The organism is Streptomyces cinnabarinus (genome assembly GCF_027270315.1).
GTDB classification, from domain to species: domain Bacteria; phylum Actinomycetota; class Actinomycetes; order Streptomycetales; family Streptomycetaceae; genus Streptomyces; species Streptomyces cinnabarinus.
On sequence record NZ_CP114413.1, the window covers coordinates 7449568 to 7474081 of the forward strand.

20 protein-coding genes are annotated in these 24514 nt (G+C 70.8%); 5 read left to right on the forward strand and 15 right to left on the reverse strand.

Annotation, left to right across the window (positions count from 1 at the left end; genetic code table 11):
• Positions 1-43: 43 nt before the first annotated feature.
• Together STRCI_RS33630 and STRCI_RS33635 are read right to left on the reverse strand one after the other, a co-directional pair.
• Positions 44-1393: an MFS transporter gene (locus STRCI_RS33630; RefSeq protein WP_269662730.1), complete on the reverse strand. Its 1350-nt coding sequence runs from the start codon at positions 1391-1393 to the stop codon at positions 44-46.
• Positions 1390-1965: a TetR/AcrR family transcriptional regulator gene (locus STRCI_RS33635; RefSeq protein WP_269662731.1), complete on the reverse strand. Its 576-nt coding sequence runs from the start codon at positions 1963-1965 to the stop codon at positions 1390-1392. The genes STRCI_RS33630 and STRCI_RS33635 overlap by 4 nt, the downstream gene beginning before the upstream one ends.
• Before the next feature lie 84 nt (positions 1966-2049).
• On the opposite strand from STRCI_RS33635, the gene STRCI_RS33640 reads away from it, so the two are divergent.
• Together STRCI_RS33640 and STRCI_RS33645 are read left to right on the forward strand one after the other, a co-directional pair.
• Entirely contained in the window at positions 2050-2487 is a 438-nt protein-coding gene (locus STRCI_RS33640; RefSeq protein WP_269662732.1) for a PPOX class F420-dependent oxidoreductase, read from the forward strand.
• Positions 2488-2601: 114 nt separating this feature from the next.
• Positions 2602-3012: a VOC family protein gene (locus STRCI_RS33645; RefSeq protein ID WP_269662733.1), complete on the forward strand. Its 411-nt coding sequence runs from the start codon at positions 2602-2604 to the stop codon at positions 3010-3012.
• A 61-nt stretch (positions 3013-3073) separates the two neighbouring features.
• Here the strand turns inward: STRCI_RS33645 and STRCI_RS33650 are convergent, their stop codons facing one another.
• Positions 3074-4420 carry an MFS transporter gene (locus STRCI_RS33650; RefSeq protein ID WP_269662734.1) on the reverse strand — a complete coding sequence of 449 codons (1347 nt, stop codon included), beginning with the start codon at positions 4418-4420 and terminating at the stop codon, positions 3074-3076.
• 188 nt (positions 4421-4608) lie between these two features.
• On the reverse strand, positions 4609-5274 hold the full coding sequence (locus STRCI_RS33655; RefSeq protein ID WP_269662735.1) for a TetR/AcrR family transcriptional regulator: 666 nt from the start codon (positions 5272-5274) through the stop codon (positions 4609-4611).
• Positions 5275-5402: 128 nt separating this feature from the next.
• Between STRCI_RS33655 and STRCI_RS33660 the strand changes: the two genes are divergently transcribed.
• Both STRCI_RS33660 and STRCI_RS33665 read left to right on the forward strand, forming a co-directional pair.
• On the forward strand, positions 5403-6281 hold the full coding sequence (locus tag STRCI_RS33660) for a shikimate dehydrogenase (RefSeq protein WP_269662736.1): 879 nt from the start codon (positions 5403-5405) through the stop codon (positions 6279-6281).
• 39 nt (positions 6282-6320) lie between these two features.
• Positions 6321-8105, forward strand: coding sequence for a bifunctional sugar phosphate isomerase/epimerase/4-hydroxyphenylpyruvate dioxygenase family protein (locus tag STRCI_RS33665; RefSeq protein WP_269662737.1), 1785 nt, complete (start codon positions 6321-6323; stop codon positions 8103-8105).
• On the opposite strand, the gene STRCI_RS33670 is transcribed toward STRCI_RS33665, so the two are convergent.
• From STRCI_RS33670 to tkt, 7 genes are all read right to left on the reverse strand, one after another.
• Positions 8092-9537: a translocation/assembly module TamB domain-containing protein gene (locus STRCI_RS33670; protein ID WP_269662738.1), complete on the reverse strand. Its 1446-nt coding sequence runs from the start codon at positions 9535-9537 to the stop codon at positions 8092-8094. The two genes, STRCI_RS33665 and STRCI_RS33670, sit on opposite strands and share 14 nt — an antisense overlap.
• Positions 9538-9598: 61 nt before the next feature.
• Positions 9599-10474, reverse strand: a complete 876-nt coding sequence (gnd, locus tag STRCI_RS33675) for a phosphogluconate dehydrogenase (NAD(+)-dependent, decarboxylating) (protein ID WP_269662739.1) — start codon at positions 10472-10474, stop codon at positions 9599-9601.
• A gap of 1 nt (position 10475) precedes the next feature.
• On the reverse strand, positions 10476-12122 hold the full coding sequence (gene pgi, locus STRCI_RS33680) for a glucose-6-phosphate isomerase (RefSeq protein ID WP_269662740.1): 1647 nt from the start codon (positions 12120-12122) through the stop codon (positions 10476-10478).
• On the reverse strand, positions 12115-13050 hold the full coding sequence (gene opcA, locus STRCI_RS33685) for a glucose-6-phosphate dehydrogenase assembly protein OpcA (RefSeq protein ID WP_269662741.1): 936 nt from the start codon (positions 13048-13050) through the stop codon (positions 12115-12117). Before opcA ends, pgi begins: the two co-directional genes overlap by 8 nt.
• The gene (gene zwf, locus STRCI_RS33690; protein ID WP_269662742.1) at positions 13047-14576 is read right to left on the reverse strand and encodes a glucose-6-phosphate dehydrogenase; all 1530 of its coding nucleotides are present in this window, start codon (positions 14574-14576) and stop codon (positions 13047-13049) included. Before zwf ends, opcA begins: the two co-directional genes overlap by 4 nt.
• A complete protein-coding gene (tal, locus tag STRCI_RS33695; protein WP_269662743.1) occupies positions 14573-15700 on the reverse strand; it encodes a transaldolase in 1128 nt (375 codons plus the stop codon). The genes zwf and tal overlap by 4 nt, the downstream gene beginning before the upstream one ends.
• Before the next feature lie 19 nt (positions 15701-15719).
• Entirely contained in the window at positions 15720-17795 is a 2076-nt protein-coding gene (gene tkt, locus STRCI_RS33700) for a transketolase (protein WP_269662744.1), read from the reverse strand.
• A 160-nt stretch (positions 17796-17955) separates the two neighbouring features.
• Between tkt and STRCI_RS33705 the strand changes: the two genes are divergently transcribed.
• Positions 17956-18864 (forward strand): helix-turn-helix domain-containing protein, encoded by a 909-nt coding sequence (locus tag STRCI_RS33705; protein WP_269662745.1) that lies wholly within the window; start codon positions 17956-17958, stop codon positions 18862-18864.
• Positions 18865-18917: 53 nt separating this feature from the next.
• Here the strand turns inward: STRCI_RS33705 and STRCI_RS33710 are convergent, their stop codons facing one another.
• From STRCI_RS33710 to STRCI_RS33725, 4 genes are all read right to left on the reverse strand, one after another.
• Positions 18918-19787: a 5'-methylthioadenosine/S-adenosylhomocysteine nucleosidase family protein gene (locus STRCI_RS33710; protein WP_269662746.1), complete on the reverse strand. Its 870-nt coding sequence runs from the start codon at positions 19785-19787 to the stop codon at positions 18918-18920.
• 126 nt (positions 19788-19913) lie between these two features.
• Positions 19914-20420: a hypothetical protein gene (locus STRCI_RS33715; protein ID WP_269662747.1), complete on the reverse strand. Its 507-nt coding sequence runs from the start codon at positions 20418-20420 to the stop codon at positions 19914-19916.
• A gap of 85 nt (positions 20421-20505) precedes the next feature.
• Positions 20506-21891, reverse strand: coding sequence for a glycoside hydrolase family 16 protein (locus STRCI_RS33720; RefSeq protein WP_269662748.1), 1386 nt, complete (start codon positions 21889-21891; stop codon positions 20506-20508).
• A gap of 257 nt (positions 21892-22148) precedes the next feature.
• Entirely contained in the window at positions 22149-24428 is a 2280-nt protein-coding gene (locus STRCI_RS33725; protein ID WP_269662749.1) for a glycoside hydrolase family 18 chitinase, read from the reverse strand.
• Positions 24429-24514: the final 86 nt, after the last annotated feature.

The following is a 24514-nucleotide window of genomic DNA, read 5'->3' on the forward strand; positions in this document are numbered from 1 at the left end:
GTGCCGAATGCTCCGGCCTACCCAGCCGGGGCGGCCCGCGATCTCATCGTCGCGCAGGAACACGTGTGCGGTCCCGCGGATCGCCGGGCTTCTTGTCGATCGAGGAGAAACGTCCCGGCAGGGCGTGGGCCGCCGCCATGCCGGCCACGGCGAGCGCGGCGAGGACCGCCAGCGGCAGCCGGGTACCCCCGTCGGCCGCCATGAGAGTGGTCGCCGCGGCGACGCCCAGGACCGGCCCGACGTTCATCGCGGTCTGCTGGAGCCCGCCCGCCACACCCGCCGACTCGACGGCGGCCTCCCGTACGACGACATGCGTGGCCGCCACCATCACCGTGCCGAACCCGGCCCCCAGCAACCCGAAGCCGGTGCCGAGGCCCAGGGTGTCCGACGCACGCGAGAGCAGCAGGATCCCCGCGCCGAGGAGGGCGAGCGCCGCCAGGGTGGTCCGGCGGGCCCCGACCCAGCGCAGCAGCACCGCGCAACAGGGCGCGGCGGCCACCATCAGCACGGCCAGCGGCAGACAGTGCAGCGCGGTCCGCCACGGGTCGAGGCCGAGGGTGTCCTGGAGGAGGTACGTGCCGGCGAACAAGGTGCCGGACAGCGCGGCCGAGGCGGCGGCCAGCGTGCCCAGCGCCGCGCCGACGGCCCGTTTGCCGATGACGTCCGGCGGCAGCAACGGGCTTGCCGTACGGCGTTCGTGACGCAGGAACAGGGCTCCGGCGACCGCCGTCACCAGCAGGACGGGCGCCTGCTCCGGCAGGGCGACCAGGGCGTGCACCAGCGTGGCCAGGGTCGCCGCGAGCAGGAGCGCGCCGGGCAGGTCGAGCCGGACCGGGGACGTGGGGCGCGGGGTGCGGACGGCGAGGGCGAGCGCGCCGAAGACGAGCGCGGGCAGCACGTTCAGGAAGAACACGGCCCGCCAGCCGGAACCGGCCACCAGCGCCCCGCCCACGAGCGGACCGGCGGCGGCCGCCAACCCGATGGCGGCGGTCCGTACGGCGATCGGCGTCCGCAGCCGGTCCGGCGGGTAGGCGGCCCGCAGCATCCCGAGCGTGGTCGGCTGCAGCAGCGCGCCGAACACGCCCTGCACGACCCGGAGTCCGATCACCGCGCCGATCCCGGACGCCAGTGCGATGCTCGCGGACGCGGCGCCGAAGCCGAGCATGCCGACGGCGAACAGCCGGTGGTGGCCGAACCGGTCGCCCAGTCGCCCGCCGAACACCAACAGGCTGGCCACCGCCACCAGATAGCCGGTGCTCGTCCACTGGACCTGAGCGTGACTCGCCCCCAGATCGCGCTGGAGCGCGGGCTGCGCCATGGTGAGCACGGTGCCGTCCAGGGCAACGATCACCGCTCCCGCCACGCTCGCGGCCAGCGTGAGACGAGGGTTCACGTCTCGTCCGGCCCGAGGTAGACCACCAGCACCGCATCCACCATGCGGTCGAAGTCCTGGGTGCCGACGGCGAGTTGCAGACTGCCCCAGCCCCACAGCTGGCCCACGCCGTGCAGGTTCGCCCACAGCGCGCCCCCGACCAGCCGGGCGTCGACGTCGGGGCGGACCCGGCCCACCAGCTCCACCAGCCGCCCGAACAGCGGCAGGCTGTGATCGCGCAGACCCAAGTGGCCGCTCTTCAGCAGATCGTGACGGAACATCAGCTCGTACATCCCGCGGCGCTCCACCGCGAACCGCAGATAGGCGTGGGCCAGCGCGGCCAGCCGGGCCCGCGGACCGCCGTTGTCGTCGGCGGCCCGCGTCGCCCTGTCCGCCAGCTCGACGAAGCCGCGGCGCGCGATGGCCGACAACAGCTCCAGATGCGTGGGGAAGTAGCGGCGCGGCGCCCCGTGCGAGACACCTGCCCGGCGGGCGATCTCCCGCAGGGTGAGCGCCTGGACGCCCTCGGCGGCGACCAGTTCCACCCCCACGTCGACCAGTCGTTCTCGTAGTCCTGCCTCGGATTCCGACATGTGCAGTGTCTATCAGGATTGGTAGACACTGTCTACGGATGGCTGCCGGGGGAACGTGGGGGACCGCCCGGGCGTTACCCGGACATGACTCAGGACCGGACTGAAGAGGACTTGCTGCACCTGCTCTCCGCGGGCCACGGCGGCGTACTGGTCACCCTCAAGCGCGACGGCCGCCCCCAGCTGTCGAACGTCGCCCACGCCTACTACCCCGACGAACGGATCATCCGGGTCTCCCTCACGGACGACCGTGCCAAGACCCGTAATCTGCGCCGGGATCCGCGGGCCTCCTACCACGTGACCAGCGCCGACCGCTGGGCGTACACGGTGGCCGAGGGCACCGCCGATCTCACGCCGGTCGCCAAGGACCCGCACGACGACACCGTCGAGGAGCTGATCCGGCTGTACCGGGACGTCCAGGGCGAGCACCCCGACTGGGACGACTTCCGCGCCGCGATGGTCCGCGACCGGCGGCTGGTGCTGCGCCTGAAGGTGGAGCGGGCGTACGGAATCCCCGGCCGATGACCGCGTCCTAGGTCGCTCGGCGCAGGGCCGATGGCCGATGGTGCGGCGACTCCGCCCTGCCTAGGCTGCCCGGGAGAGCAGGAAGCCCGTCACCAGCCAGGACAAGAGGACCCGATGCCCGTCAACGGCCGCAGTCACCTCCGTATCGCCCGCCCGTCCCGCGACCTGGCCGCCGCCGAGCGGTTCTGGGGCGAGGGGCTGGGGCTGAGCGTCGTATGGCGGGCGGAGGGCGGGTCCGAACCCGGGGAGCACGATCTGCTGATGCTCGGCTGGCCCGACGCCGACTGGCATCTCGAACTCGTCCATGAGCCCGCCCGGCCCGTGGAGCCCCGGCCCACCGAGGAGGACCTCCTCGTGATCTACGTCGACGGGCCCGTGCCGGAGGAGCTGGTGGCGCGGCTCGAAACGCACGGCGGCAAGCGGGTTGCCTCGCCCAACCCGTACTGGAACCAGTGGGGCGTCACGGTCGAGGACCCCGACGGCTACCGGCTCGTCCTGTGCGAGCGGGGCTGGTCCAACGCGTGACGGCCCGGACCCCGGAGCCTGCGTGGCATCCGGGGTCCGGGACGGTCGGGTCGTCGTCGGGTCAGGCCGTCACCGTCTCCGGCTGGGCCGCCGCCACGGGCGTGCGCTCCCCGAGGTGTTCCGTCGGCACCTTGTGGGTCTCGCGGGCCGAGATCGCGGCGATCACCGGTGGGACACAGAGGGCGGCCGTGAACAGGGCCACCGCCGACCAGTTGTCGCCGTCCGGGCCCGCGATCTGCGCCGCGAAGGTCACCGCGAAACCGGCGACCGCGAAGCCGATCTGGGTACCGATCGCCATGCCGGACAGCCGGACCCGGGTGGAGAACATCTCGCCGTAGAACGACGGCCACACGCCGTTCGCGGCGCTGTAGACGACACCGAAGGTCACTATGCCGAGGAGCAGGGTCAGCGGGTAGTTGCCCGTCGAGATCGACCACAGGTAGAGGAACATCATCGCCGCGCTGCCCGCCGCGCCGGCCAGGAAGACCGGACGGCGCCCGATCCGGTCCGACAGCGTGGCCCACAGCGGGATCGCGGCGAGCGCGACCAGGTTGGCCAGCGCGCCCACCCACAGCATCGACGAACGGCTCATGCCGACGGAGTCGCTCGTCGCGTACGCCAGCGCCCACACCGTGAAGATCGTGCTCACCGAGGCCACCAGCGCGGCCGCCACCACCCGCAGCACATCCGCCCAGTGCTCGCGCATCAGCACCGCCAGCGGCAGCTTGACCACGCCCTCCGTCGCCGCCTGCTGCTCGAAGGCCGGGGTCTCGTCCAGCTTGCGGCGGATGACATAGCCGACCACGGCGACCGCGATGCTCATCCAGAACGGCACCCGCCAGCCCCACGACAGCAACTGCTCCTCGGGGAGCGCCGCGATCGGGATGAAGACGAGGGTGGCGAGCAGCTGGCCGCCCTGGGTGCCGCTGAGGGTGAAGCTGGTGAAGAAGCCGCGCCGGTTCGGTGGCGCGTGTTCCAGCGTCATCGAGTTCGCGCTGGCCTGCTCGCCGGCCGCCGAGATGCCCTGCAGGACCCGGCAGAGCACCAGCAGCACGGGAGCGAGCGTGCCGACCTGGTCCCGGGTGGGCAGACAGCCGATCAGGAACGTCGACAGGCCCATCAGGATCAGCGTGAAGACCATGATCTTCTTACGGCCGAGGCGGTCGCCGTAGTGGCCGAGGAAGAGCGCGCCGACCGGCCGGGCCGCGTACGCCACACCGAAGGTGGCCAGCGACAGCAGGGTCGCGGTGGCCGGGTCGGACTCGTCGAAGAAGACCTCGGGGAAGATCAGGGCGGCCGCGCTGCCGTAGATGAAGAAGTCGTAGTACTCCAGGGCGCTGCCGATCCAGGCAGCGGTCGCGGCTTTCTTCGGCTGCCCGGGCGGGGCGGCTGGGGTGGGGACGGACACGGCGGCTCCTTTGAGGGAACTCCAACGTAGGCGGAGTGAGCGGAGGGGAGAAGGGCCGGTTCTTCGGCTAATTAACCCACTGGATAGTTAGTCCCGGTGGGAAGGGATGTTGCGCCCGCGTTTCCCAGGTGTCAAGGGGTCCTGCCGTACGAGCCGGGACCGGGCGCTCCGCGCGCCCGGTGTCCGGGTCAGTCCGCCGCGCGCTCCGCGGTCAGGTAGGCGATCACCATGTCGCCGAGCATGGTGCGGTAGTGCTCGCGCTGGGCGGGGTCGATCAGGTCGCGGCCGAACAGCGCGCCGAAGGTGTGCCGGTTGGCGACCCGGAAGAAGCAGAACGAACTAATCATCGCGTGCAGGTCGACGGCGTCGACGTCGGCCGTGAACAGCCCGGACTCCTGCCCCGTCGCCAGGATCCGGCGGATCACGTCCAACGCCGGGGAGCCGATCCTGCCGAGCTTCTCGGAGGCGGCGATGTGCTCGGCGCCGTGGATGTTCTCGATGCTGACCAGGCGGATGAAGTCGGGGTGCGCCTCGTGGTGGTCGAAGGTCAGCTCCGCCAGCCGCCGGATCGCCGCGACCGGGTCCAGATGGTCGACGTCGAGCTGCTGCTCGGCCTCGCGGATCACCCCGTACGCCCTCTCCAGGACCGCCGTGAACAGCTGCTCCTTGCCGCCGAAGTAGTAGTAGATCATCCGCTTCGTGGTGCGGGTGCGGGCGGCGATCTCGTCGACCCGGGCGCCGTCGTAGCCGGCGCGCGCGAACTCCTGGGTCGCCACGTCGAGGATCTCGGCCTGGGTGCGGGCGGCGTCACGGATGCGTCCGCCGTGCGATGCCTGTTCGTCGACGCTGGTCATCGGGTTCCTTCGGGCGAGGGACGGGTGTCGCGATTGTAAGAGCTGGGCGCCGGCGACTTCCTCTGCCCGGGGAAGGGTGCTATGACTAACGTACTAGTTCGTACATTAGCTGCCACTGGAGGTCCGCGGTGCCCAAGGACTCGTATCTCGTCGGACTGATCGGCTCCGGAATCGGACCCTCGCTCAGCCCGGCCCTCCACGAGCGGGAGGCCGACCGGCAGGGCCTGCGGTATCTGTACCGGCTGATCGACATCGAGGTGCTCGGCGTACCGCCGGAGCGGGTCGGCGACCTGGTGCGGGCGGCGCGGGAGCTGGGCTTCGACGGGCTCAACATCACGCATCCCTGCAAGCAGCTCGTCATCGAGCACCTCGACGCGCTGTCGCCGCAGGCCGAGGCGCTGGGTGCGGTCAATACGGTCGTGTTCGAGGGCGGTGGCCGGGCCGTCGGCCACAACACGGATGTCACCGGGTTCGCGGCGTCGTTCGCGCGAGGGCTGCCCGATGTTTCCCTGGAGCGGGTCGTCCAGCTCGGTGCGGGCGGTGCGGGGGCGGCGGTAGCGCATGCCACCCTCACGCTCGGCGCGGAGTGCGTCACTGTCGTCGACGCGATGCCCGAGCGGGCGGCCGACCTCGCCGACTCCCTGAACCGGCACTTCGGGGAGGGCCGCGCTGCTTTTGGTTCCCCCGACCGTCTCGCCGAGCTGCTCACCGAGGCCGACGGCATCGTGCATGCCACGCCTACGGGTATGGCCGCGCACCCTGGGCTGCCCTTCCCGGCGGAGCTGCTGCATCCGGGGCTGTGGGTCGCCGAGGTGGTGTACCGGCCGCTGGAGACCGAGCTGTTGCGCACCGCCCGGGAGCTGGGCTGCGCCACGCTCGACGGCGGTGGCATGGCCGTCTTCCAGGCCGTGGACGCGTTCCGGCTGTTCACCGGGCGGGAGCCGGACAGCGCACGGATGCTCGCGGAGTTCGCCGCGCTGACCGACGCCATGGCCGCCCCGCAATAAGCCCCCGCACCAAGCCCCCGCAGCAAGAGAGGTACCGACGTGCGTACGTCCATCGCCACCGTCTCTCTCAGCGGATCCCTCACCGAGAAGCTCACCGCCGCCGCCCGGGCCGGATTCGACGGTGTGGAGATCTTCGAGAACGACCTGCTGGCCAGCCCGCTCACCCCGGAGGAGATCCGCGCCCGCTGTGCGGACCTGGGGCTGACCATCGACCTCTATCAGCCGATGCGGGACATCGAGGCCGTGCCGGAGGACGTCTTCGTCGGCAGTCTGCGGCGGGCCCGGCACAAGTTCGAGCTGATGGGGCGCCTCGGTGCCGACACCGTGCTCGTCTGTTCCAGTGTTTCCCCGCAGGCGGTGGCCGACGATGCCCTCGCCGCCCGTCAGCTCGGTGAACTCGCCGATCTTGCACAGGACTTCGGCATTCGCGTCGCCTACGAGGCGCTGGCCTGGGGGCGGCACGTCAGTACGTACGACCACGCCTGGCGCATCGTCGAGCAGGCCGGGCATCCGGCGCTCGGGACCTGCCTGGACAGCTTCCACATCCTCTCCCGGGGCTCGGACCCGAAGGGCATCGAGGACATCCCCGGCGAGAAGATCTTCTTCCTGCAACTGGCCGACGCCCCCCTGCTCGGTATGGACGTCCTCCAGTGGAGCCGCCACCACCGCTGCTTCCCCGGCCAGGGCGGCTTCGACATCACCGGGCTCGTGCGGCATGTGCTGCGCGCCGGGTACGACGGACCCCTGTCGCTGGAGGTCTTCAACGACGTCTTCCGGCAGTCCGAGGCGGGCTCTACCGCCGTGGACGCCCGGCGCTCCCTGCTGGTTCTGCAGGAGTCGGTGGGCCTGGCCGAACCGCCCGCATCCGTCGTCCCCACCGGGGTCGCCTTCGCCGAATTGCTCACCCCGGACGCCGAACCGGTCGCCGCGGTCCTGTCCGCGCTGGGCTTCGCCCGCACCGCCCGCCACCGCGGCAAGCCCGTCGACCTCTGGCAGCAGGGGCAGGCCCGGGTCCTGGTCAACACCGGCGGCGCCGCCCGCCGGGAAGGCGCCCAACTCGCCGCGATCGGCCTGGAGTCACCCGACCCAGCGGGCGCCGCCCGGCGTGCCGAGGCCCTGCTCGCCCCGGTGCTGCCGCGCCGCCGCGCCCCCGAGGACGCGGCCCTGGACGCGGTCGCCGCCCCCGACGGCACCGAACTCTTCTTCTGCGGCGCCCCGTCCGACTGGCGCGGCGACTTCGAGGACGTGCCGCACACCCCCGCGGCCGGCTCCGTGACCGGCGTCGATCATCTCGCGCTCACCCAGCCCTGGCACCACTTCGACGAGGCCACCCTCTTCCACCGCAGTGTGCTGGGCCTGGACGCGCAGCCGAGCGTGGACGTCGCAGACCCGTACGGACTGCTGCGCAGCCGCGCCGTCACCAACGCCGACGGCAGCGTCCGGATCGCCCTGACCGTCGGCGCGGCACCGGGCGACGACACGGTCCACGACCGGCACATCGCGCTGGCCACGGACGATGTCGTCGCCGCGGCGCGCCGCTTCCGCGCGGCCGGCGGGCTCCTGCTCCCGGTCCCGGCCAACTACTACGACGACCTCGCGGCCCGATTCGACCTCACCGACGGCGATTTGGAGACCTACCGCGAACTCGGCATCCTCTACGACCGGGACACGGGTGGCGTCTTCCGGCACTGCTACACCCGGACCGTGGGCCGCGTCTTCTTCGAACTCGTCCAGCGCGACGCGGCCTATCAGGGCTACGGCGCCCCGAACGCGCCGGTGCGGCTGGCCGCGCAGCACGCGGTACGGGCCGTCACTGGCGGCTGACGGTCCGGGTCACACCGGCCAGGATCGTCGTGGCGAGGATCCAGCCCGCCAGGACCAGGACGTAGGACAGCCACTGGGACCAGCCCTCGGGCGCGTAGGCCGCCTCCTGGCCGAAGGAGATCACCGGCACCAGCAGGTCAAGGGCGAAGAACACCGGGTTGAACTCCGGCGCCTCGGCGGGCTTGAGGGCGGGCGGCCGGTCCAGCGCGAAGGCCACCGAGCCGACCGCGAGCAGGGACAGCAGCCAGGCGAACGCGCGCAGCGGACGGAAGCCGTAGCCGACGGCGGCGTCCTGGACATGGCCCCAGAGGCGGCCGTACCAGGAGAGCGTGGACCGGTGGCGGCGCTGCTTGGCGAGCTGGACGCGCCGGGCGGCGTGGTCGTCGCCGCTGCGCCGGTAGGCGGCGGTCAACTGCTCGTAGCCGTGCGGGTCGTAGGTGGTGCCGTCGCGGACCAGCATCGGCAGCCGGCGCTCGACGGGCTCGTGCGGGGTGAGGAAGGTGTAGGTGAGGTCCAGTATCCGCACCTCGTCGGGGAGCATCTCCGGCTCCAGGTCGAGCTGTTCGATCTGGGCGCGGCGCAGATTGAGCCGGCCCGTGATCCGCGGTCCCTCGCGCAGCCAGAGTTCGCCGATGACGACGCTGCTGGCGCGCAGCGCGGTGTTGCCGGGGTTCGACAGGGTCGTCCGCAGCAGGTCGAGGCGCCCGGGTATACGGGCACCGCGCAGGTCGATGCGGCCCTCGGCCCGCAGTCGCCGCCCGAGCACATTGGTGCCGACGTCCAGGGACTCGGCGTCGAGCGCGGTGCCGCCGGGGTGGCTCAGCCGGGCGTCCTCCAGATTGACCGATCCGGCCACCCGCGCGCCGCCGAGCCGGATACCGCCCTCGGTGTGCAGTCCCGGCGCGCACAGATCGTCCTCGACGGTGATCTGGCTGAGCCGCAGCACCGGCAACTCCGGTTCGGCGGCGACGAGTCGGGCCCGCTCCAGGAAGAGCGCTCCGGCGATCTGCGAGCCGCCGAGGTGGACCGAGCCGTCGATACGGCAGCCGGTGAGCCTGAGGCTGCCGTCCACGCGGACGCGGGCCGCCGACAGTCCGGGCAGCACGGAGTCGCTGAGGTTGAGGTACTTCAGCTGGGCGCCGGACAGGTCGGGTGCCGTGTCGAAGTGACACTGGCTCAGCCGGACGACGCTGTCGACGGTCGCGTACCGCAGGTCCAGGACGCCGGTGACGTAAGCGCCCGCGAGTTTGACGGCGGCGATCTCGCCCGGCTCGTGCGGCCCGTTCAGCAGCAGCGCCCGCAACACCCGTGCGCGGACGGTGCGTTCGGGGGCGCGGTCGTCGGCGCCGGTGTCCCGGAGGTCCACCGCGGTACCGGTGGCGAAGGCCCGCCAGACGCGCTGTTCGGCCGGTGTCAGATCGTTGATCTCCATCAGCCGCGACTCTGGCGGGCCGTGTGGGCGGTGTCAAACCTCTATGCGCCCACGGCCGGACCTACTTCGACTCGACGGCGTGGCCGCCGAACTGGTTGCGCAGGGCCGCGATCATCTTCATCTGCGGGGAGTCGTCCTGGCGGGACGCGAACCGCGCGAACAGGGACGCCGTGATCGCGGGCAGCGGTACGGCGTTGTCGATGGCCGCCTCGACGGTCCAGCGGCCCTCTCCGGAGTCCTCCGCGTAGCCGCGCAGCTTGTCCAGGTGCTCGTCCTCGTCGAGGGCGTTGACCGCCAGGTCCAGCAGCCAGGAGCGGATGACCGTGCCCTCCTGCCAGGAGCGGAAGACCTCGCGGACGTCCGTCACCGAGTCGACCTTCTCCAGCAGCTCCCAGCCCTCGGCGTAGGCCTGCATCATGGCGTACTCGATGCCGTTGTGGACCATCTTGGAGAAGTGCCCGGCGCCGACCTTGCCCGCGTGGACATAGCCGTACGGGCCCTCGGGCTTGAGCGCGTCGAAGACGGGCTGCACCTTGGCGATGTGCTCGGCGTCGCCGCCGACCATCAGCGCGTAGCCGTTCTCCAGGCCCCACACGCCCCCGGAGACACCGGCGTCGACGAAGCCGATGCCCTTCTCGCCGAGCTCGCGGGCGTGCTTCTCGTCGTCGGTCCAGCGGGAGTTGCCGCCGTCGACCACGATGTCGCCGGGGGAGAGGAGCTGCCCCAGTTCGTCCACGACGGACTGGGTGGCGGCGCCCGCCGGGACCATCACCCAGACCACACGGGGTCCTTCGAGCCGCTCGACCAGTTCGGAGAGGGAGGTGACGTCGGCGAGGTCCGGGTTGCGGTCGTAGCCGACGACGGTGTGGCCCGCGCGGCGGATCCGCTCGCGCATGTTGCCGCCCATCTTGCCGAGGCCGATGAGTCCGAGCTGCATTTCAGTGCACTTCCTTCAGTTCACGGTAGGCGGCCACGAGGGCAGCGGTGGAGGAGTCGAGGCCGGGGACCTCAGCGCCGTCGGTGAGGGCGGGCTCGACCCGCTTGGCGAGGACCTTGCCGAGCTCCACGCCCCACTGGTCGAAGGAGTCGATGTTCCAGACGGCGCCCTGGACGAACACCTTGTGCTCGTAGAGGGCGATCAGCTGGCCGAGCACCGACGGGGTCAGTTCGCGGGCGAGGATCGTGGTCGTCGGGTGGTTGCCGCGGAAGGTGCGGTGCGGCACCTGCTCCTCGGCCACGCCCTCCGCGCGGACCTCCTCGGCGGTCTTGCCGAAGGCGAGCGCCTGTCCTTGCGCGAACAGGTTGGCCATCAACAGGTCGTGCTGCGCCTTGAGTTCGTCGTCCAGCTCGTCGACCGGACGGGCGAAGCCGATCAGGTCGGCCGGGATCAGCTTGGTGCCCTGGTGGATCAACTGGTAGTAGGCGTGCTGCCCGTTGGTGCCGGGCGTGCCCCACACCACCGGGCCGGTCTGCCAGTCCACCGGGTGCCCGTCGCGGTCAACGGACTTGCCGTTGGACTCCATGTCGAGCTGCTGGAGGTAGGCGGTGAACTTGGACAGGTAGTGGCTGTACGGCAGCACCGCGTGCGACTGGGCGTCGTGGAAGTTGCCGTACCAGATGCCCAGCAGGCCCAGCAGCAGCGGGGCGTTGGCCTCGGCGGGGGCGGTCCTGAAGTGCTCGTCGACCAGCCGGAAGCCGTCGAGCAGTTCGCGGAACCGCTCGGGACCGATGGCGATCATCAGGGAGAGGCCGATCGCCGAGTCGAAGGAGTAGCGGCCGCCGACCCAGTCCCAGAACTCGAACATGTTGTCCGGGTCGATGCCGAACCCGGTGACCTTCTCGGCGTTCGTCGACAGGGCGACGAAGTGCCGGGCGACCGCCTTCTCCTCGCCGCCGAGCCCGGCCAGCAGCCAGGAGCGGGCCGAGGTGGCGTTGGTGATGGTCTCGATGGTGGTGAAGGTCTTGGAGGCGACGATGAACAGGGTCTCCGCCGGGTCCAGGTCGCGTACCGCCTCGTGCAGGTCGGCGCCGTCGACGTTCGACACGAAGCGGAACGTCAACTCCCGTGCGGTGAACGGCCGCAGCGCCTCGTAGGCCATCGCGGGCCCGAGGTCGGAGCCGCCGATGCCGATGTTGACGACGTTCCTGATCCGCTTGCCGGTGTGGCCGGTCCAGGCGCCGGAGCGGACGCGGTCGGCGAAGTCGCTCATCTTGTCGAGGACCGCGTGCACGCCCGGTACGACGTTCTCGCCGTCCACCTCGACCACCGCGTCCGGCGCCGCACGCAACGCGGTGTGCAGAACCGCCCGGTCCTCGGTGATGTTGATGCAGTCACCGCGGAACATGGCGTCGCGCAGCCCGAACACATCGGTGGCGGCGGCCAGTTCCTGAAGCAGGGCGAGCGTCTCGTCGTTGACGAGGTGCTTGGAGTAGTCGATCCGCAGATCACCGACCCGTACCACATACCGCTCGGCCCGCTCGGGGTCCGCGGCGAAGAGGTCACGCAAGTGGTCGTGCCACTCGGCGCGGTGGTCCTCCAGGGCGGTCCACTGGGGCCGCCGGGTGAGCTTCGGGGAGTCAGACATGAGAGGAGTTCTCCTTGGCGGCCTCGCCCCGCAGGGCGACGGCGTACATCTCGTCCGCGTCGAGGCGCCTGAGCTCCTCGGCGATGAGTTCGGAGGTGGTGCGGACCTTCAGCGCGAGGGTCCGCGAGGGCTGGCCCGGCAGGGACAGCGTGGCCAGCGGGCCCTCGGGGCGGTCGATGACGATCTCGCCGCCGGCGGTGCCGAGGCGCACGGCGGTGACGACCGGACCGGCGGTGACGACCCGGTCGATCTTCACGTTCAGCCGGGCCTCCAGCCAGCGGGCGAGGAGTTCGGCGGCCGGGTTCTCGGCCTCGGCCTCCACCGCCCCCGAGATGATCTGGGTCCGTGCCTGGTCCAGCGCCGCGGCCAGCATCGAGCGCCACGGGGTCAGCCGGGTCCAGGCGAGGTCGGTGTCACCGGGCGCGTAGGAGCGGACCCGGGTCTCCAGCACCTCGAAGGGGTTCTCCACCGCGTACAGATCGGTGATCCGGCGCTGGGCGAGCGCGCCCAGCGGGTCCTTGGCCGGGTTCTTGGGCGCCTCCACCGGCCACCACACGACCACCGGGGCGTCCGGCAGCAGCAGCGGCAGGACGACCGAGTCGGCGTGGTCGGACACCTCGCCGTAGGTCCGCAGGATGACCGTCTCGCCGGTGCCGGCGTCGGCGCCCACCCGGACCTCCGCGTCCAGCTTGGAGGACTGGCGGTCGCGCGGGGTGCGGGCGTGCCGCTTGATGACGACCAGGGTGCGCGAGGGGTGCTCGTGCGAGGCCTCCTCGGCCGCCTTGATGGCGTCGTAGGCGTTCTCCTCGTCCGTGACGATCACCATCGTCAGGACCATGCCCACGGCGGGGGTGCCGATGGCGCGGCGGCCCCGCACAAGGGCCTTGTTGATCTTGCTTGCCGTGGTGTCGGTCAGGTCGATCTTCATGGCCTGCGCCAGCTCCGTCCGTCTCGTGCGAGCATCTCGTCGGCTTCCCCGGGTCCCCAGCTTCCCGAGGCGTACTGCGCCGGCTTGCCGTGCCGCGCCCAGTACTCCTCGATGGGGTCGAGGATCTTCCAGGACTCTTCCACTTCCTGGTGACGGGGGAACAAATTGGCGTCGCCGAGCAGGACGTCCAGGATGAGGCGTTCGTACGCCTCCGGGCTGGACTCGGTGAACGACTCGCCGTAGGCGAAGTCCATCGTCACGTCCCGGATCTCCATCGAGGTGCCGGGCACCTTGGAGCCGAAGCGGACGGTGATGCCCTCGTCGGGCTGGACGCGGATGACGATCGCGTTCTTGCCCAGCTCCTCCGTGGCGGTGCGGTCGAAGGGGGAGTGCGGGGCCTGCTGGAAGACCACCGCGATCTCGGTGACCCGGCGCCCGAGGCGCTTTCCGGTACGCAGGTAGAACGGCACTCCGGCCCAGCGGCGGTTGTCCACCTGGAGCTTGACGGCGGCGTAGGTGTCGGTCGTCGAGGACGGGTCGATACCGTCCTCCTGGAGGTAGCCGCGCACCTTCTCGCCGCCCTGCCAGCCCTCCGCGTACTGCCCGCGCACGGTGTGCCGCCCCAGGTCCTCGGGCAGCTTCACGGCCTTGAGGACCTTCAGCTTCTCCGTCAGCAGCGAACCGGCGTCGAACGCGGCCGGTTCCTCCATCGCGGTGAGCGCCATGAGCTGCAGGAGGTGGTTCTGGATGACGTCACGGGCCGAGCCGATGCCGTCGTAGTAGCCCGCCCGGCCGCCGATGCCGATGTCCTCGGCCATGGTGATCTGGATGTGGTCGACGTACGACCGGTTCCAGATCGGCTCGAACATCTGGTTGGCGAAGCGCAGCGCCAGGATGTTCTGGACGGTCTCCTTGCCCAGGTAGTGGTCGATCCGGAAGACCTGCTCCGGGTCGAACACATCGTGCACGATCGTGTTGAGCTCCTCGGCCGACCTCAGATCGTGGCCGAACGGCTTCTCGATGACCGCGCGCCGCCAGGAGCCCTCGGGGGCGTCGGCGAGGCCGTGCTTCTTCAGCTGCTGGACGACCTTGGGGAAGAACTTCGGCGGTACGGAGAGATAGAAGGCGTAGTTGCCGCTCGTGCCCCGGGAGGCGTCCAACTCGTCGACGGCCGACCGCAGTTGCTTGAACGCCGTGTCGTCGTCGAAGTCGCCCGGGATGAACCGCATGCCCTCGGCGAGCTGCTGCCAGACCTCCTCGCGGAAGGGGGTGCGGGCGTGCTCGCGGACGGCGTCGTGCACGACCTGCGCGAAGTCCTGGTCCGCCCAGTCCCGGCGGGCGAACCCGACGAGGGAGAAGCCCGGGGGCAGCAGACCGCGGTTGGCGAGGTCGTAGACCGCCGGCATCAGCTTCTTGCGGGACAGGTCGCCGGTGACACCGAAGATGACGAGGCCCGAGGGGCCCGCGATCCGCGGCAGCCGCCGGTCGCGCGCGTCGCGCAGCGGGTTGGTCGGGTCGGCGGTCATTCGGCCTGCGCTCCCTTGCTGTCCAGGGACTTGGCGACCGCGTCCAGCAGCTCCTGCCAGGCGGTCTCGAACTTGGCGACGCCCTCGTCCTCCAGCCGGGTGACGACCTCGTCGTAGGAGATGCCGAGGCGCTCCACGGCGGCCAGGTCGGCGCGGGCCTGCGGGTAGCCGCCGGTGACGGTGTCGCCGGTGATCCGGCCGTGGTCGGCGGTGGCGTTCAGGGTGCCCTCCGGCATGGTGTTGACCGTGCCGGGCGCGACCAGTTCGTCGACGTAGAGGGTGTCCTTGTACGCCGGGTCCTTCACCCCGGTGGAGGCCCACAGCGGGCGCTGCCGGTTGGCGTCGTCGGCGGCCAGCTTCAGCCAGCGGTCGGAGGCGAAGACCTCCTCGTACGCCTGGTAGGCGAGGCGGGCGTTGGCGAGGGCGGCGCGGCCCTTGAGGGCGAGTGCCTCCTCGGTGCCGAGGGCAGTCAGCCGCTGGTCGATCTCGCTGTCCACGCGGGAGACGAAGAAGGACGCGACCGAGTGGATCGGGGCGAGGCCGAGCCCCTTGTCCTTGGCCTGCTCCAGGCCCGCGAGGTAGGCGTCCATGACCTCGCGGTAGCGCTCCAGGGAGAAGATCAGCGTGACGTTGACGCTGATGCCCTCGGCGAGGACCGCGGTGATGGCGGGCAGACCCGCCTCGGTCGCCGGGATCTTGATCATGACGTTGGGGCGGTCGACCAGCCAGGCGAGCTGCCTGGCCTCGGCGACGGTGGCCGCCGTGTCGTGGGCGAGCCGCGGGTCGACCTCGATGGAGACCCGGCCGTCCCGGCCGCCGGTCGCGTCGTACACGGGCCGCAGGATGTCGGCGGCGGCACGGACGTCGGCGGTGGTCATCATGCGTACGGCCTCGTCGACCGTGACGCCCCGCACCGCGAGGTCGGCGAGCTGCTCCTCGTAGCCCTCGCCGGAGCCGATCGCGGCCTGGAAGATGGACGGGTTGGTGGTGACGCCCACCACGTGCTGGGTGGCGAGGAGTTCGGCGAGGTTGCCGGAGGCGATCCGCTTACGGGACAGGTCGTCCAGCCAGATGGAGACACCCTCGTCGGAGAGGCGCTGGAGTGCTTCGGTCACTGTGATCATCTTCTTTCTGGCGGTCGGATCAACCACGGGCGGCAGCGAGCGATTCCCGCGCGGCCGCGGCGACGTTCTCGGCGGTGAAGCCGTACTCGGCGAACAGGGTCCGGGCGTCGGCGGAGGCGCCGAAGTGTTCGAGGGAGACGATGCGTCCTGCGTCACCCACGAACCGGTACCACGTCAGACCGATCCCGGCTTCGACCGCGACACGCGCTCGCACGGACGGCGGAATGACGGCGTCGCGGTACTCGCGCGGCTGCTGCTCGAACCACTCCACCGACGGCATCGACACCACGCGGGCGCCGATCCCCTCGGCTTCGAGCAGTTCGCGCGCGGCGACGGCGAGCTGGACCTCGGAGCCGGTGGCGACGATCACGACGTCCGGCACCTCGGTGGAGGCGTCCCGCAGGACGTAACCGCCCTTGGCCGCCTCCTCGTTGCGCTCGTACGTCGGCACGCCCTGGCGGGTCAGCGCGAGGCCGTGCGGGGCCGGGTCGGTGGCGTGCCGGCGCAGGATCTCCGCCCAGGCGACGGCGGTCTCGTTGGCGTCGGCGGGCCGGACGAGGTTCAGGCCCGGGATGGCGCGCAGCGAGGCCAGGTGCTCGACCGGCTGGTGGGTGGGGCCGTCCTCGCCGAGGCCGATGGAGTCGTGCGTCCACACATAGGTGACGGGCAGCTGCATCAGCGCGGACATCCGGACGGCGTTGCGCATGTAGTCGGAGAAGACCAGGAAGGTGCCGCCGTAGACCCGGGTGTTGCCGTGCAGGGCGATGCCGTTCATCTCCGCGGCCATGGAGAACTCACGGATGCCGAAGTGGATGGTGCGGCCGTAGGGGTCGGCCTCCGGCAGCGGGTTGCCCGTCGGCAGGAAGGAGCTGGTGCTGTCGATGGTGGTGTTGTTCGACCCGGCCAGGTCGGCGGAGCCGCCCCAGAGTTCGGGGAGGACCGCGCCGAGCGACTGAAGGACCTTGCCGGAGGCGGCGCGGGTGGCGACGGACTTGCCGGGCTCGAAGACGGGGAGGGCGGACTCCCAGCCCTCGGGGAGCTGACCGGCCACGATCCGGTCGAACAGCGCGGCGCGCTCGGGGTTCTCGGTGCGCCACTCGGCGAGACGCTTGTCCCAGGCCGTGTGCGATTCGGCGCCCCGGTCGAGGGCGCGGCGGCTGTGGGCGAGCACCTCGTCGGCGACCTCGAAGGTGCGCGCCGGGTCGAAGCCCAGCAGCCGCTTGGTGGCGCCGATCTCGTCCTCGCCGAGGGCGGAGCCGTGCGAGGCCTCGGTGTCGCGGGCGTTCGGGGCGGGCCAGGCGATGATGGTGCGCATCGCGATGATCGAGGGGCGCCCGGTCTCCGCCCGCGCTGCCGTCAGCGCCGCGTACAGGGCGGGGACGTCGACATCGCCGTCCTCGGTGGGCTCGATGCGCTGGGTGTGCCAGCCGTAGGCCTCGTAGCGCTTCAGCACGTCCTCGGAGAACGCGGTCGCGGTGTCGCCCTCGATGGAGATGTGGTTGTCGTCGTAGAGGAAGACCAGGTTGCCGAGCTTCTGGTGGCCCGCGAGGGAGGAGGCCTCGGCGGAGACACCCTCCTCCAGGTCGCCGTCGGAGACGATCGCCCAGATGGTGTGGTCGAACGGGGACTCGCCCTCGGGGGCCTCGGGGTCGAACAGGCCGCGCTCGTAGCGGGCGGCCATCGCCATGCCGACGGCGTTGGCGACGCCCTGTCCGAGAGGTCCCGTGGTGGTCTCGACGCCCGCGGTGTGGCCGTACTCGGGGTGACCGGGCGTCTTCGACCCCTGGGTGCGGAAGGTCTTGAGGTCGTCCAGCTCCAGCTCGTACCCGGCGAGGAAGAGCTGGGTGTAGAGCGTCAGCGAGGTGTGGCCGGGGGAGAGGACGAAGCGGTCACGGCCGGTCCACTCCGGATCGGCGGGGTCGTGCCGCATCGCCTTCTGAAAGATCGTGTACGCGGCGGGCGCCAGGCTCATCGCGGTGCCGGGGTGGCCGTTGCCCACCTTCTGTACGGCATCCGCCGCCAGCAGGCGGGCGGTGTCGACGGCACGCCGGTCGAGTTCGGTCCATTCGAAGCTGTCCGGTGTCCGCGTGCTCATCTGTAGCCAGTCCTCTTCAAGAGTTCATCGAATGATGCGTCGTTCCTGGTGAGACGCGTTCGACTGTAAAAGTCTGACTTTTTCGAGGGAAGGTCCAGGTGTGTCAGCCTGTGGTGAAAGTGGGACAGCGGGCCGACGGCTGAGGCGGTACAAGAGGGATATGGCAGGCAGAGCGGTACAAGGCGCCGAAGGGATCGCCGGAGGGATCAGGACCTTCCCCTTCCCGGTCGACCTGAGTGTGCTCGGTGTCGGCATGCAGGTCGGCCCGATGGGCCCCGAGCGCACCTGGCACGCCGACGCGCCCCTGGACCGGGTGCACCGCATCGACTTCCACGTCGTGATGCTGTTCGACGAGGGTCCCGTCCGCCACATGATCGACTTCACGGAGTACGAGGCGAACGCCGGCGACCTCCTGTGGATCCGCCCCGGCCAGATCCACCGCTTCTCGGCGACCAGCGAGTACCGGGGCACCGTCCTCACCATGCAGCCCGGCTTCCTGCCCCGCGCGACGGTCGAGGCGACCGGCCTCTACCGCTACGACCTGCCGCCCCTGCTCCACCCCGGCGAACCCCAGCTCACCGGCCTGCGCACGGCGCTCGACCAACTCCGCCGCGAGTACGAGGACACGACCACGCTTCCCCTGAGCCTGCACACCGCGGTGCTGCGGCACTCCCTCTCGGCGTTCCTGCTGCGGCTCGCGCATCTCGCGGCGAGCTCCCATGACACGGCCCGTCGGGAGGCGGGTTCGGCCTTCACCCAGTTCCGGGACGCGGTGGAGCGCGGCTTCGCCACCAACCACAGCGTGAGCGCCTACGCCGACCAGCTCGGCTGCTCGCGGCGCACCCTCGTCCGGGCGGTCCGTGCGGCGACCGGCGAGACGCCGAAGAGCTTCATCGACAAACGGGTGATCCTGGAGGCCAAGCGGTTGCTGGCGCACACGGATCTGCCGGTCGGGCGGGTCGGGGTGGCGGTGGGGTTTCCGGACGCGGCGAACTTCTCCAAGTTCTTCCACCAGCACACGGAGGTGACTCCGGCGGGGTTCCGGGCGGAACTGCGCCGGATGTCCTAGGCGGACGGCGGCGCTGTCCGCCGGGGCGGAGGCGTCGGTCGGGGTGGGCGGCGTCAACCCCGGTTGGGGCGCGGAGGGTTGTTGTACACCACCTTCCCGATGACCGGTGCGTGATAGACGCCGTACCGGTGATCGTGGTGGTCTCCGGCGTACTGGGCCGGTGCCTCGGCGGGAGTCGGTGCGGGGGGAGCGGACGCGGTGGCCTGGGGCGCCGGTACCATCTCGCGCACGGTCGCGAGTGCCGCTTCGGCGGCGTTCGCCGCGGCGCGGACCTGGGAGCCGGATGCGTCGGCCTCGCTCTTGAGTCCGTTGGCGAGGTCACTGATCCCGCGAATGACCAGGGCGTCGACCCGGCGGCTGAGCTCGGCGGCGTGGGAGATGCCGTTGGCCTCCATCTCGATCGCCACGGCGTCGTTGTAGTGGTGCTTGATGTGCTTGGCGAGCGCGGAGGCGTCGTCGTCCAGCACGACGTCACCGGCGGCGATCGGCTTGTAGTGAGCCTTGGTGCCCAGGGCGTCGAAGGCTGCCCCTTCCAGCGCGTGGCTGGCGTGCCACGCGTCGGGACGGACGTGGAAACCCTCCTTGGTCTGCTTGCCGCCCTGATAGGCGACGACCTTGGTGGCGACCACCACGTCCCCGATGGCGACGTCCTTCTTCAGCGAACCTGCGACGCCGACGAAGATCACTGCTTGTGGCTGGAGCCAGTTGATGACGCGCTCGGTGAGGACTGCCGCGTTGAGCGACTTCTCACCGGTCCGGACGAGCGCCACATGCCACGGAGTACCGTCCAGCCGGCCGACCTTGGCGCGCGTGCCCTGCGGGTGCACGAGGGTTTCGAGTTCGCCGAGGCGCGTGCGTACGGCCTCGTACTCCAGCGGGAGCGCGGTCAGGATCGCGACGATGGGGCGCGGGATGTCGGGCACGGCGTCGGCCTCGCTTCGGCGGGTGGATGTCCGAGGCTTTGACGGTATGGCATCCGGCCGGTGAGAGATGCCCACTTGCCCCATTTCGGTTGCCGCAGCGCGACCGTCGGCAAGGGCGTTGGCCGACTAGGCGAGAGGGGGCGCGAAGTCGGCCGGCTGTCCGCCGACTCCCATGCGGCGGACGCCGCGTGGCGACAGCGTCATCGGGCCCATCCAGCCCATGTGGACCAGGGCGACCTGGGACGGCAGCGGGGTCACGGGGTCGACCGACCTGCCGTGCGACCAGTTCTGGAACAGGCCCTCCGTGGTCTCCACGGCGGACACGACCATGGTCACCTTGAGTTCGCCGTCGCCCCAGGTGTGCCACAACGCCCAGCCCTCGGGCCGGGGTTCGACACCGAACCGCGCACAGGTCTCGTCGTAGTCCGCCAGCCCGCCGGGCCTGAGCACCGCGGCGCCGAAGAGCCGGACGAGGGGGCGGTCCTCCTCCAGGCAGCCGTCGCCCTCGAAGTGGTAGTGGTGCAGTGCTCTCGCCAGCGCGGTGACATGGTGCTGGAGCTCGTCGGACGCCGCGAGGGTGACCCGGTGGGCCAGGCGCTCGATCTCGCGGAGGTACTCCAGTTCGGTGGGCATGGCGCGCAGTCTTGCATCGGAGCAGGCGCCGGCGGTCCGAATTTTTCTGGCTGACATCCGGGCCGCCTGCGCCGTACCGCCCAGGTCAGCGGCCGAAGTTGAACCAGTTGACGTTCACGAAGTCGGCGGGTTGCCCGCTGGTGAAGGTCAGATAGACGTCGTGCGTGCCCGTCACCGCGCCGATGTTGGCCGGGATCGTCCGCCAGCTCTGCCAGCCGCCCGTGTTGCCCACCGCGAAGCTGCCGATGGGCGCGTTGCCACGGCTGTCCAGACGCACCTCCACCAGTCCGCTGACCCCGAACCCGGCACCGCTCGCGACCCGGGCGACGAACTGAGTGGCCGCCGAGGAGCCGAAGTTGACGCCCCGGAACAACGCCCAGTCACCGTTGGCGATCGCGCCGATGTTCTGGCCGCCGCCCGTGTCGGAGGTCGCCTCGGTGATCGTGCCGGACTGGCTGTCGCGGGACTCGGCCTGGATGGCGCTGTAGGCGTCCCGGTTACCGGTCGGCGGGGGTGTGGTACCGCCCCCACTGGACAGCACCTGGACATAGTCCACGACCATCGAGTGGCCTGGCACGGTCGCGGCGTCCGGGCCGCCGCCGAACGCGTCCACGAAGCCGCCGCCCATCGCCACGTTCAGGATGATGAAGAAGCCGTGGTTGGTGGCGTTGGCCCAGGTCGTCGCGTCGACCTGATTGGCGCGCACCGTGTGGTAGTTGATGTCATCGACGTAGAAGCGGATCTGCTCCGGGCTGGTCGAGCGGTCCCATTCCAGCGCGTAGGTGTGGAAGCCCGCCTGACACGTGGCGCCGGGGCAGGCGCGGGAACCGCCGATGCCGGTCGTCTCGTTGCAGGGGCCGCCGGGGCTGGTGCCGCAGTGCATGGTCGACCAGACGGTGTTGAGGCCCTGGACGTTCTCCATGATGTCCAGCTCGCCGACGCTCGGCCAGTTCCACCAGTTGCCGCGGTAGGGCGTGCCGAGCATCCAGAAGGCGGGCCAGTAGCCGCGGGCCGCGGCGCCGGTGACGTTCGGCATCTGGATCCGGGACTGCACCCGCAGCTTGCCGCCCGCCGGGGGCTGGAAGTCGCCGCGGTTGGTCTCGATGCGGCCGGACGTCCAGTTGCCGGAGGCGTCGCGGCGCGGGGTGATACGGAGGTTGCCGTTGCCGTCCAGGGCCACGTTGTTGGTGCTGGACGTCATGTTCTCGATCTCACCGGTGCCCCAGTTGGCGGGGCCGCCGGGGTAGCCGTGGCCGGTCGCGTACTGCCAGTTGGCGGTGTTGACGCCGGTGCCGGCCGCGCCGTTGAAGTCGTCCACGAAGACCTGGGTCCAGCCGGACGGGGGCGGCGGGGCGGCGGCGTCCGCGGACGCGACGGCGGCCGCCGCCAGGCCCAGGGCGCTGCACAGGGCGATGAGCGCGCGCCGCACAGGGCGCCGTTGTCTGTGGGGAGTGCCGGAGGTTTCACTCATGGGGGGTGCTGCCTCTCGGGTACGGGTGTGGGGTGCGGGGAGGCTCCGAGAACGCTTGAGAGCGCTCTCAAAGTGTCGCCAATGTGCTCCCCGGCACTCCGGCCGTCAAGAGGTGAAGCGGAGAAATCCCTTTCACGGGACGGGAGTTCATCCGGTGAACGCGCCTGCACGAGCGTACGGGGCGGGGCCCACGGGTGATGGTGTCCGTGGGCCCCGCTTTCTCCTTCGGGGGGTGTTCAGTTGTGGCTTGTGCGGTGTCAGCGCAGGCCGGTGTCCAGGGCCGTCATCAGGGTGCCGCTGTCGCCGGACATCTCCCAGATCATGCCGCCCAGCAGGCGTTTGCTCTTGATCCAGGCCGCCTTCTTGCCGATGGTCCAGGCGTCGTCGAAGCTCCACCACTGGCCGTTGTTGCCGGTGTAGCCGTAGGCGGAGACCGACTGTTCGTCGTGGTAGACGGTCAGGCCCGGTACCGAGGACATGAGGTTGTCGTAGCCCCGTGTCCCGGCCTCCTCCGGGAACTGGCCGGGCGCGGCGCCGTTGGCCGTCTGCCACTCGCCGTGCACGCCTCCGTCCGCGACCTGCTGCCAGCCGCGGCCGTAGAAGGCCAGGCCGAGCGTCAGCTGGCGCGGGTCGACGCCCGCGTCCAGATAGGTCTGGATGGCGCGCTCCACGCTGAACTCCGTGGTGTACGGGTCCTGTTCGTCGCGGTAGAGGTTGATGTGGTGCCCGGTACGGTTCGGCTCCCAGGAGTTGTCGCTGCCCGCTCCGTGGAAGTCGTAGCCCTGGACGTTGGCGAAGTCCATGTAGTCGAAGACGCTGGGCGTGCCGTCCCGGGTGGTGATGTCCCAGCCCGCCGCGATCTTCGCCGGGTCGGCGGGGGTGAAGGAGGTGAGCAGGTACTTCTTACCGGTGGTGGCGCTCAGTGCGTCGAGCTGCCGGCGGAACTCCGCGAACAGCAGGGTGTTGTTGTTCTTGTCGGCCGCCGAGTAGTGGTTGCCCGCGTGCCCCTCGGCGCCGGGCCACTCCCAGTCGAGGTCGACGCCGTCGAAGACGCCGGCCGCCGCGCCCGCGCCGCCGCGGCCGTTGACGAGCGGCAGATTGCCCTTGATGTACATGTCGATGCAGGACGACACGAACTTCTTGCGGGAGGCGTCGGTGAGGGCCGCGTCGTGGAAGTACTTGGAGTACGTCCAGCCGCCGATGGAGATCAGCGTCTTCAGATGCGGGTGCTTGGCCTTGAGCTTCTTCAGCTGGTTGAAGTTGCCGGCCAGCGGCTGGTTCCAGGTGTCGCCGACCCCGTCGACGGACTCGCCGGCGCCCACGGAACGCTCGTAGTCGGCCCAGGAGTCACCGGCCCCGTCACCCTGGTTGGGGTCCTGTGGGTTCGGGGTGGTGGCCTTGGTGACGCCGTTCATGCAGGTGAGATCGGTGGGATGGATGTTGCTGAAGGAGTAGTTGATGTGGGTGAGCTTCGCCGCGGCGCCGAGGGTGTCCAGCTTCTTCACCGGGAACTGGCGGCCGTAGATGCCCCATTGGGTGAAGTAGCCGACCTTGGCGTACGTCGAGGGTGAACTGCCGCCGCCGGTGCGTACGGTGAGTGCGCCGCTGGGCGGCCCGACCTGGTCGGCGGTGTCGCGGGCGCGCACGGTGAACGTGTAGTCGGTGTCGGGGGTCAGGCCGGTGACGGTGGCCGTGGTGCCGGTGACCGTCGTCGCGAGCACGGAGCCGCGGAAGACGTCGTAGTTCTTGACGCCCTTGTCGTCCGTCGCCGCGGGCCAGCTCAGCTTGACACTGGTCTCGGCGATGTCGTCGGCCCGCGGGGTGCCGGGGGCGGACGGGGGCCGGTCCGTGCCGCCGCCGGCGGAGGTGCGGACCCGGGTGGCGGGGCCGGCCGGGCCGTTCTGGCCGGCGGTGTCCCGGGCGCGGACGGTGTAGGTGTACTCGGTGTCGGGGGTGAGCCCGGTGTCGGTGTACGCGGGGTCGGTCACCGTGGCGACGACGGTGCCGTCACGCAGTACGTCGTAGTTCTTGACGCCCTTGTCGTCGGTGGCCGGGGCCCAGGTCAGGGCGATGGACGTGGTGGTCACGCCCGAGGACTGCGGTGCGCCGGGGGCGCTGGGCGGGGTGTCGGTGGCGGAGCCGTCGCAAGGGCCGCCGTCCAGCTTGCAGTTCGTGGGGGAGCCGGTGCCGGAGGCCACGAAGCCGAAGGTGACGGAGGCTCCGGGGGCCACGGTTCCGTTGTACTCGCGGTTCTTGGCGGTGTAGTGGCTGCCCGAGCTGGAGATCAGCGCGTCCCAGTAGGCGCCGACGGTGGTGCCTGCGGGCAGGTCCCATTCCACGGTCCACGCGGTCAGGGCGGTGTCGCCATTGTTCTTGATCGTGAACTGGCCGGTGTAGCCGGTCTCCCAGGCCGAGACCTTGGTGAACGTGGCCGACGGCGGGGCCGCGTGGGCCGGGCCGGCGAGCGCGACCAGGACGGAGACCGGGAGGAGCAGGGCGGTCAGTAAAGCGGTGAGTGTTCGTCTCGCACGTTTCATGGCGCCTCTTTTCATGGGGGCAACCGATAGGAATGGCCTAGACCAACAGGTCCCACAGATGCGGCGGTTGGGCCAGAGGTGCGAGG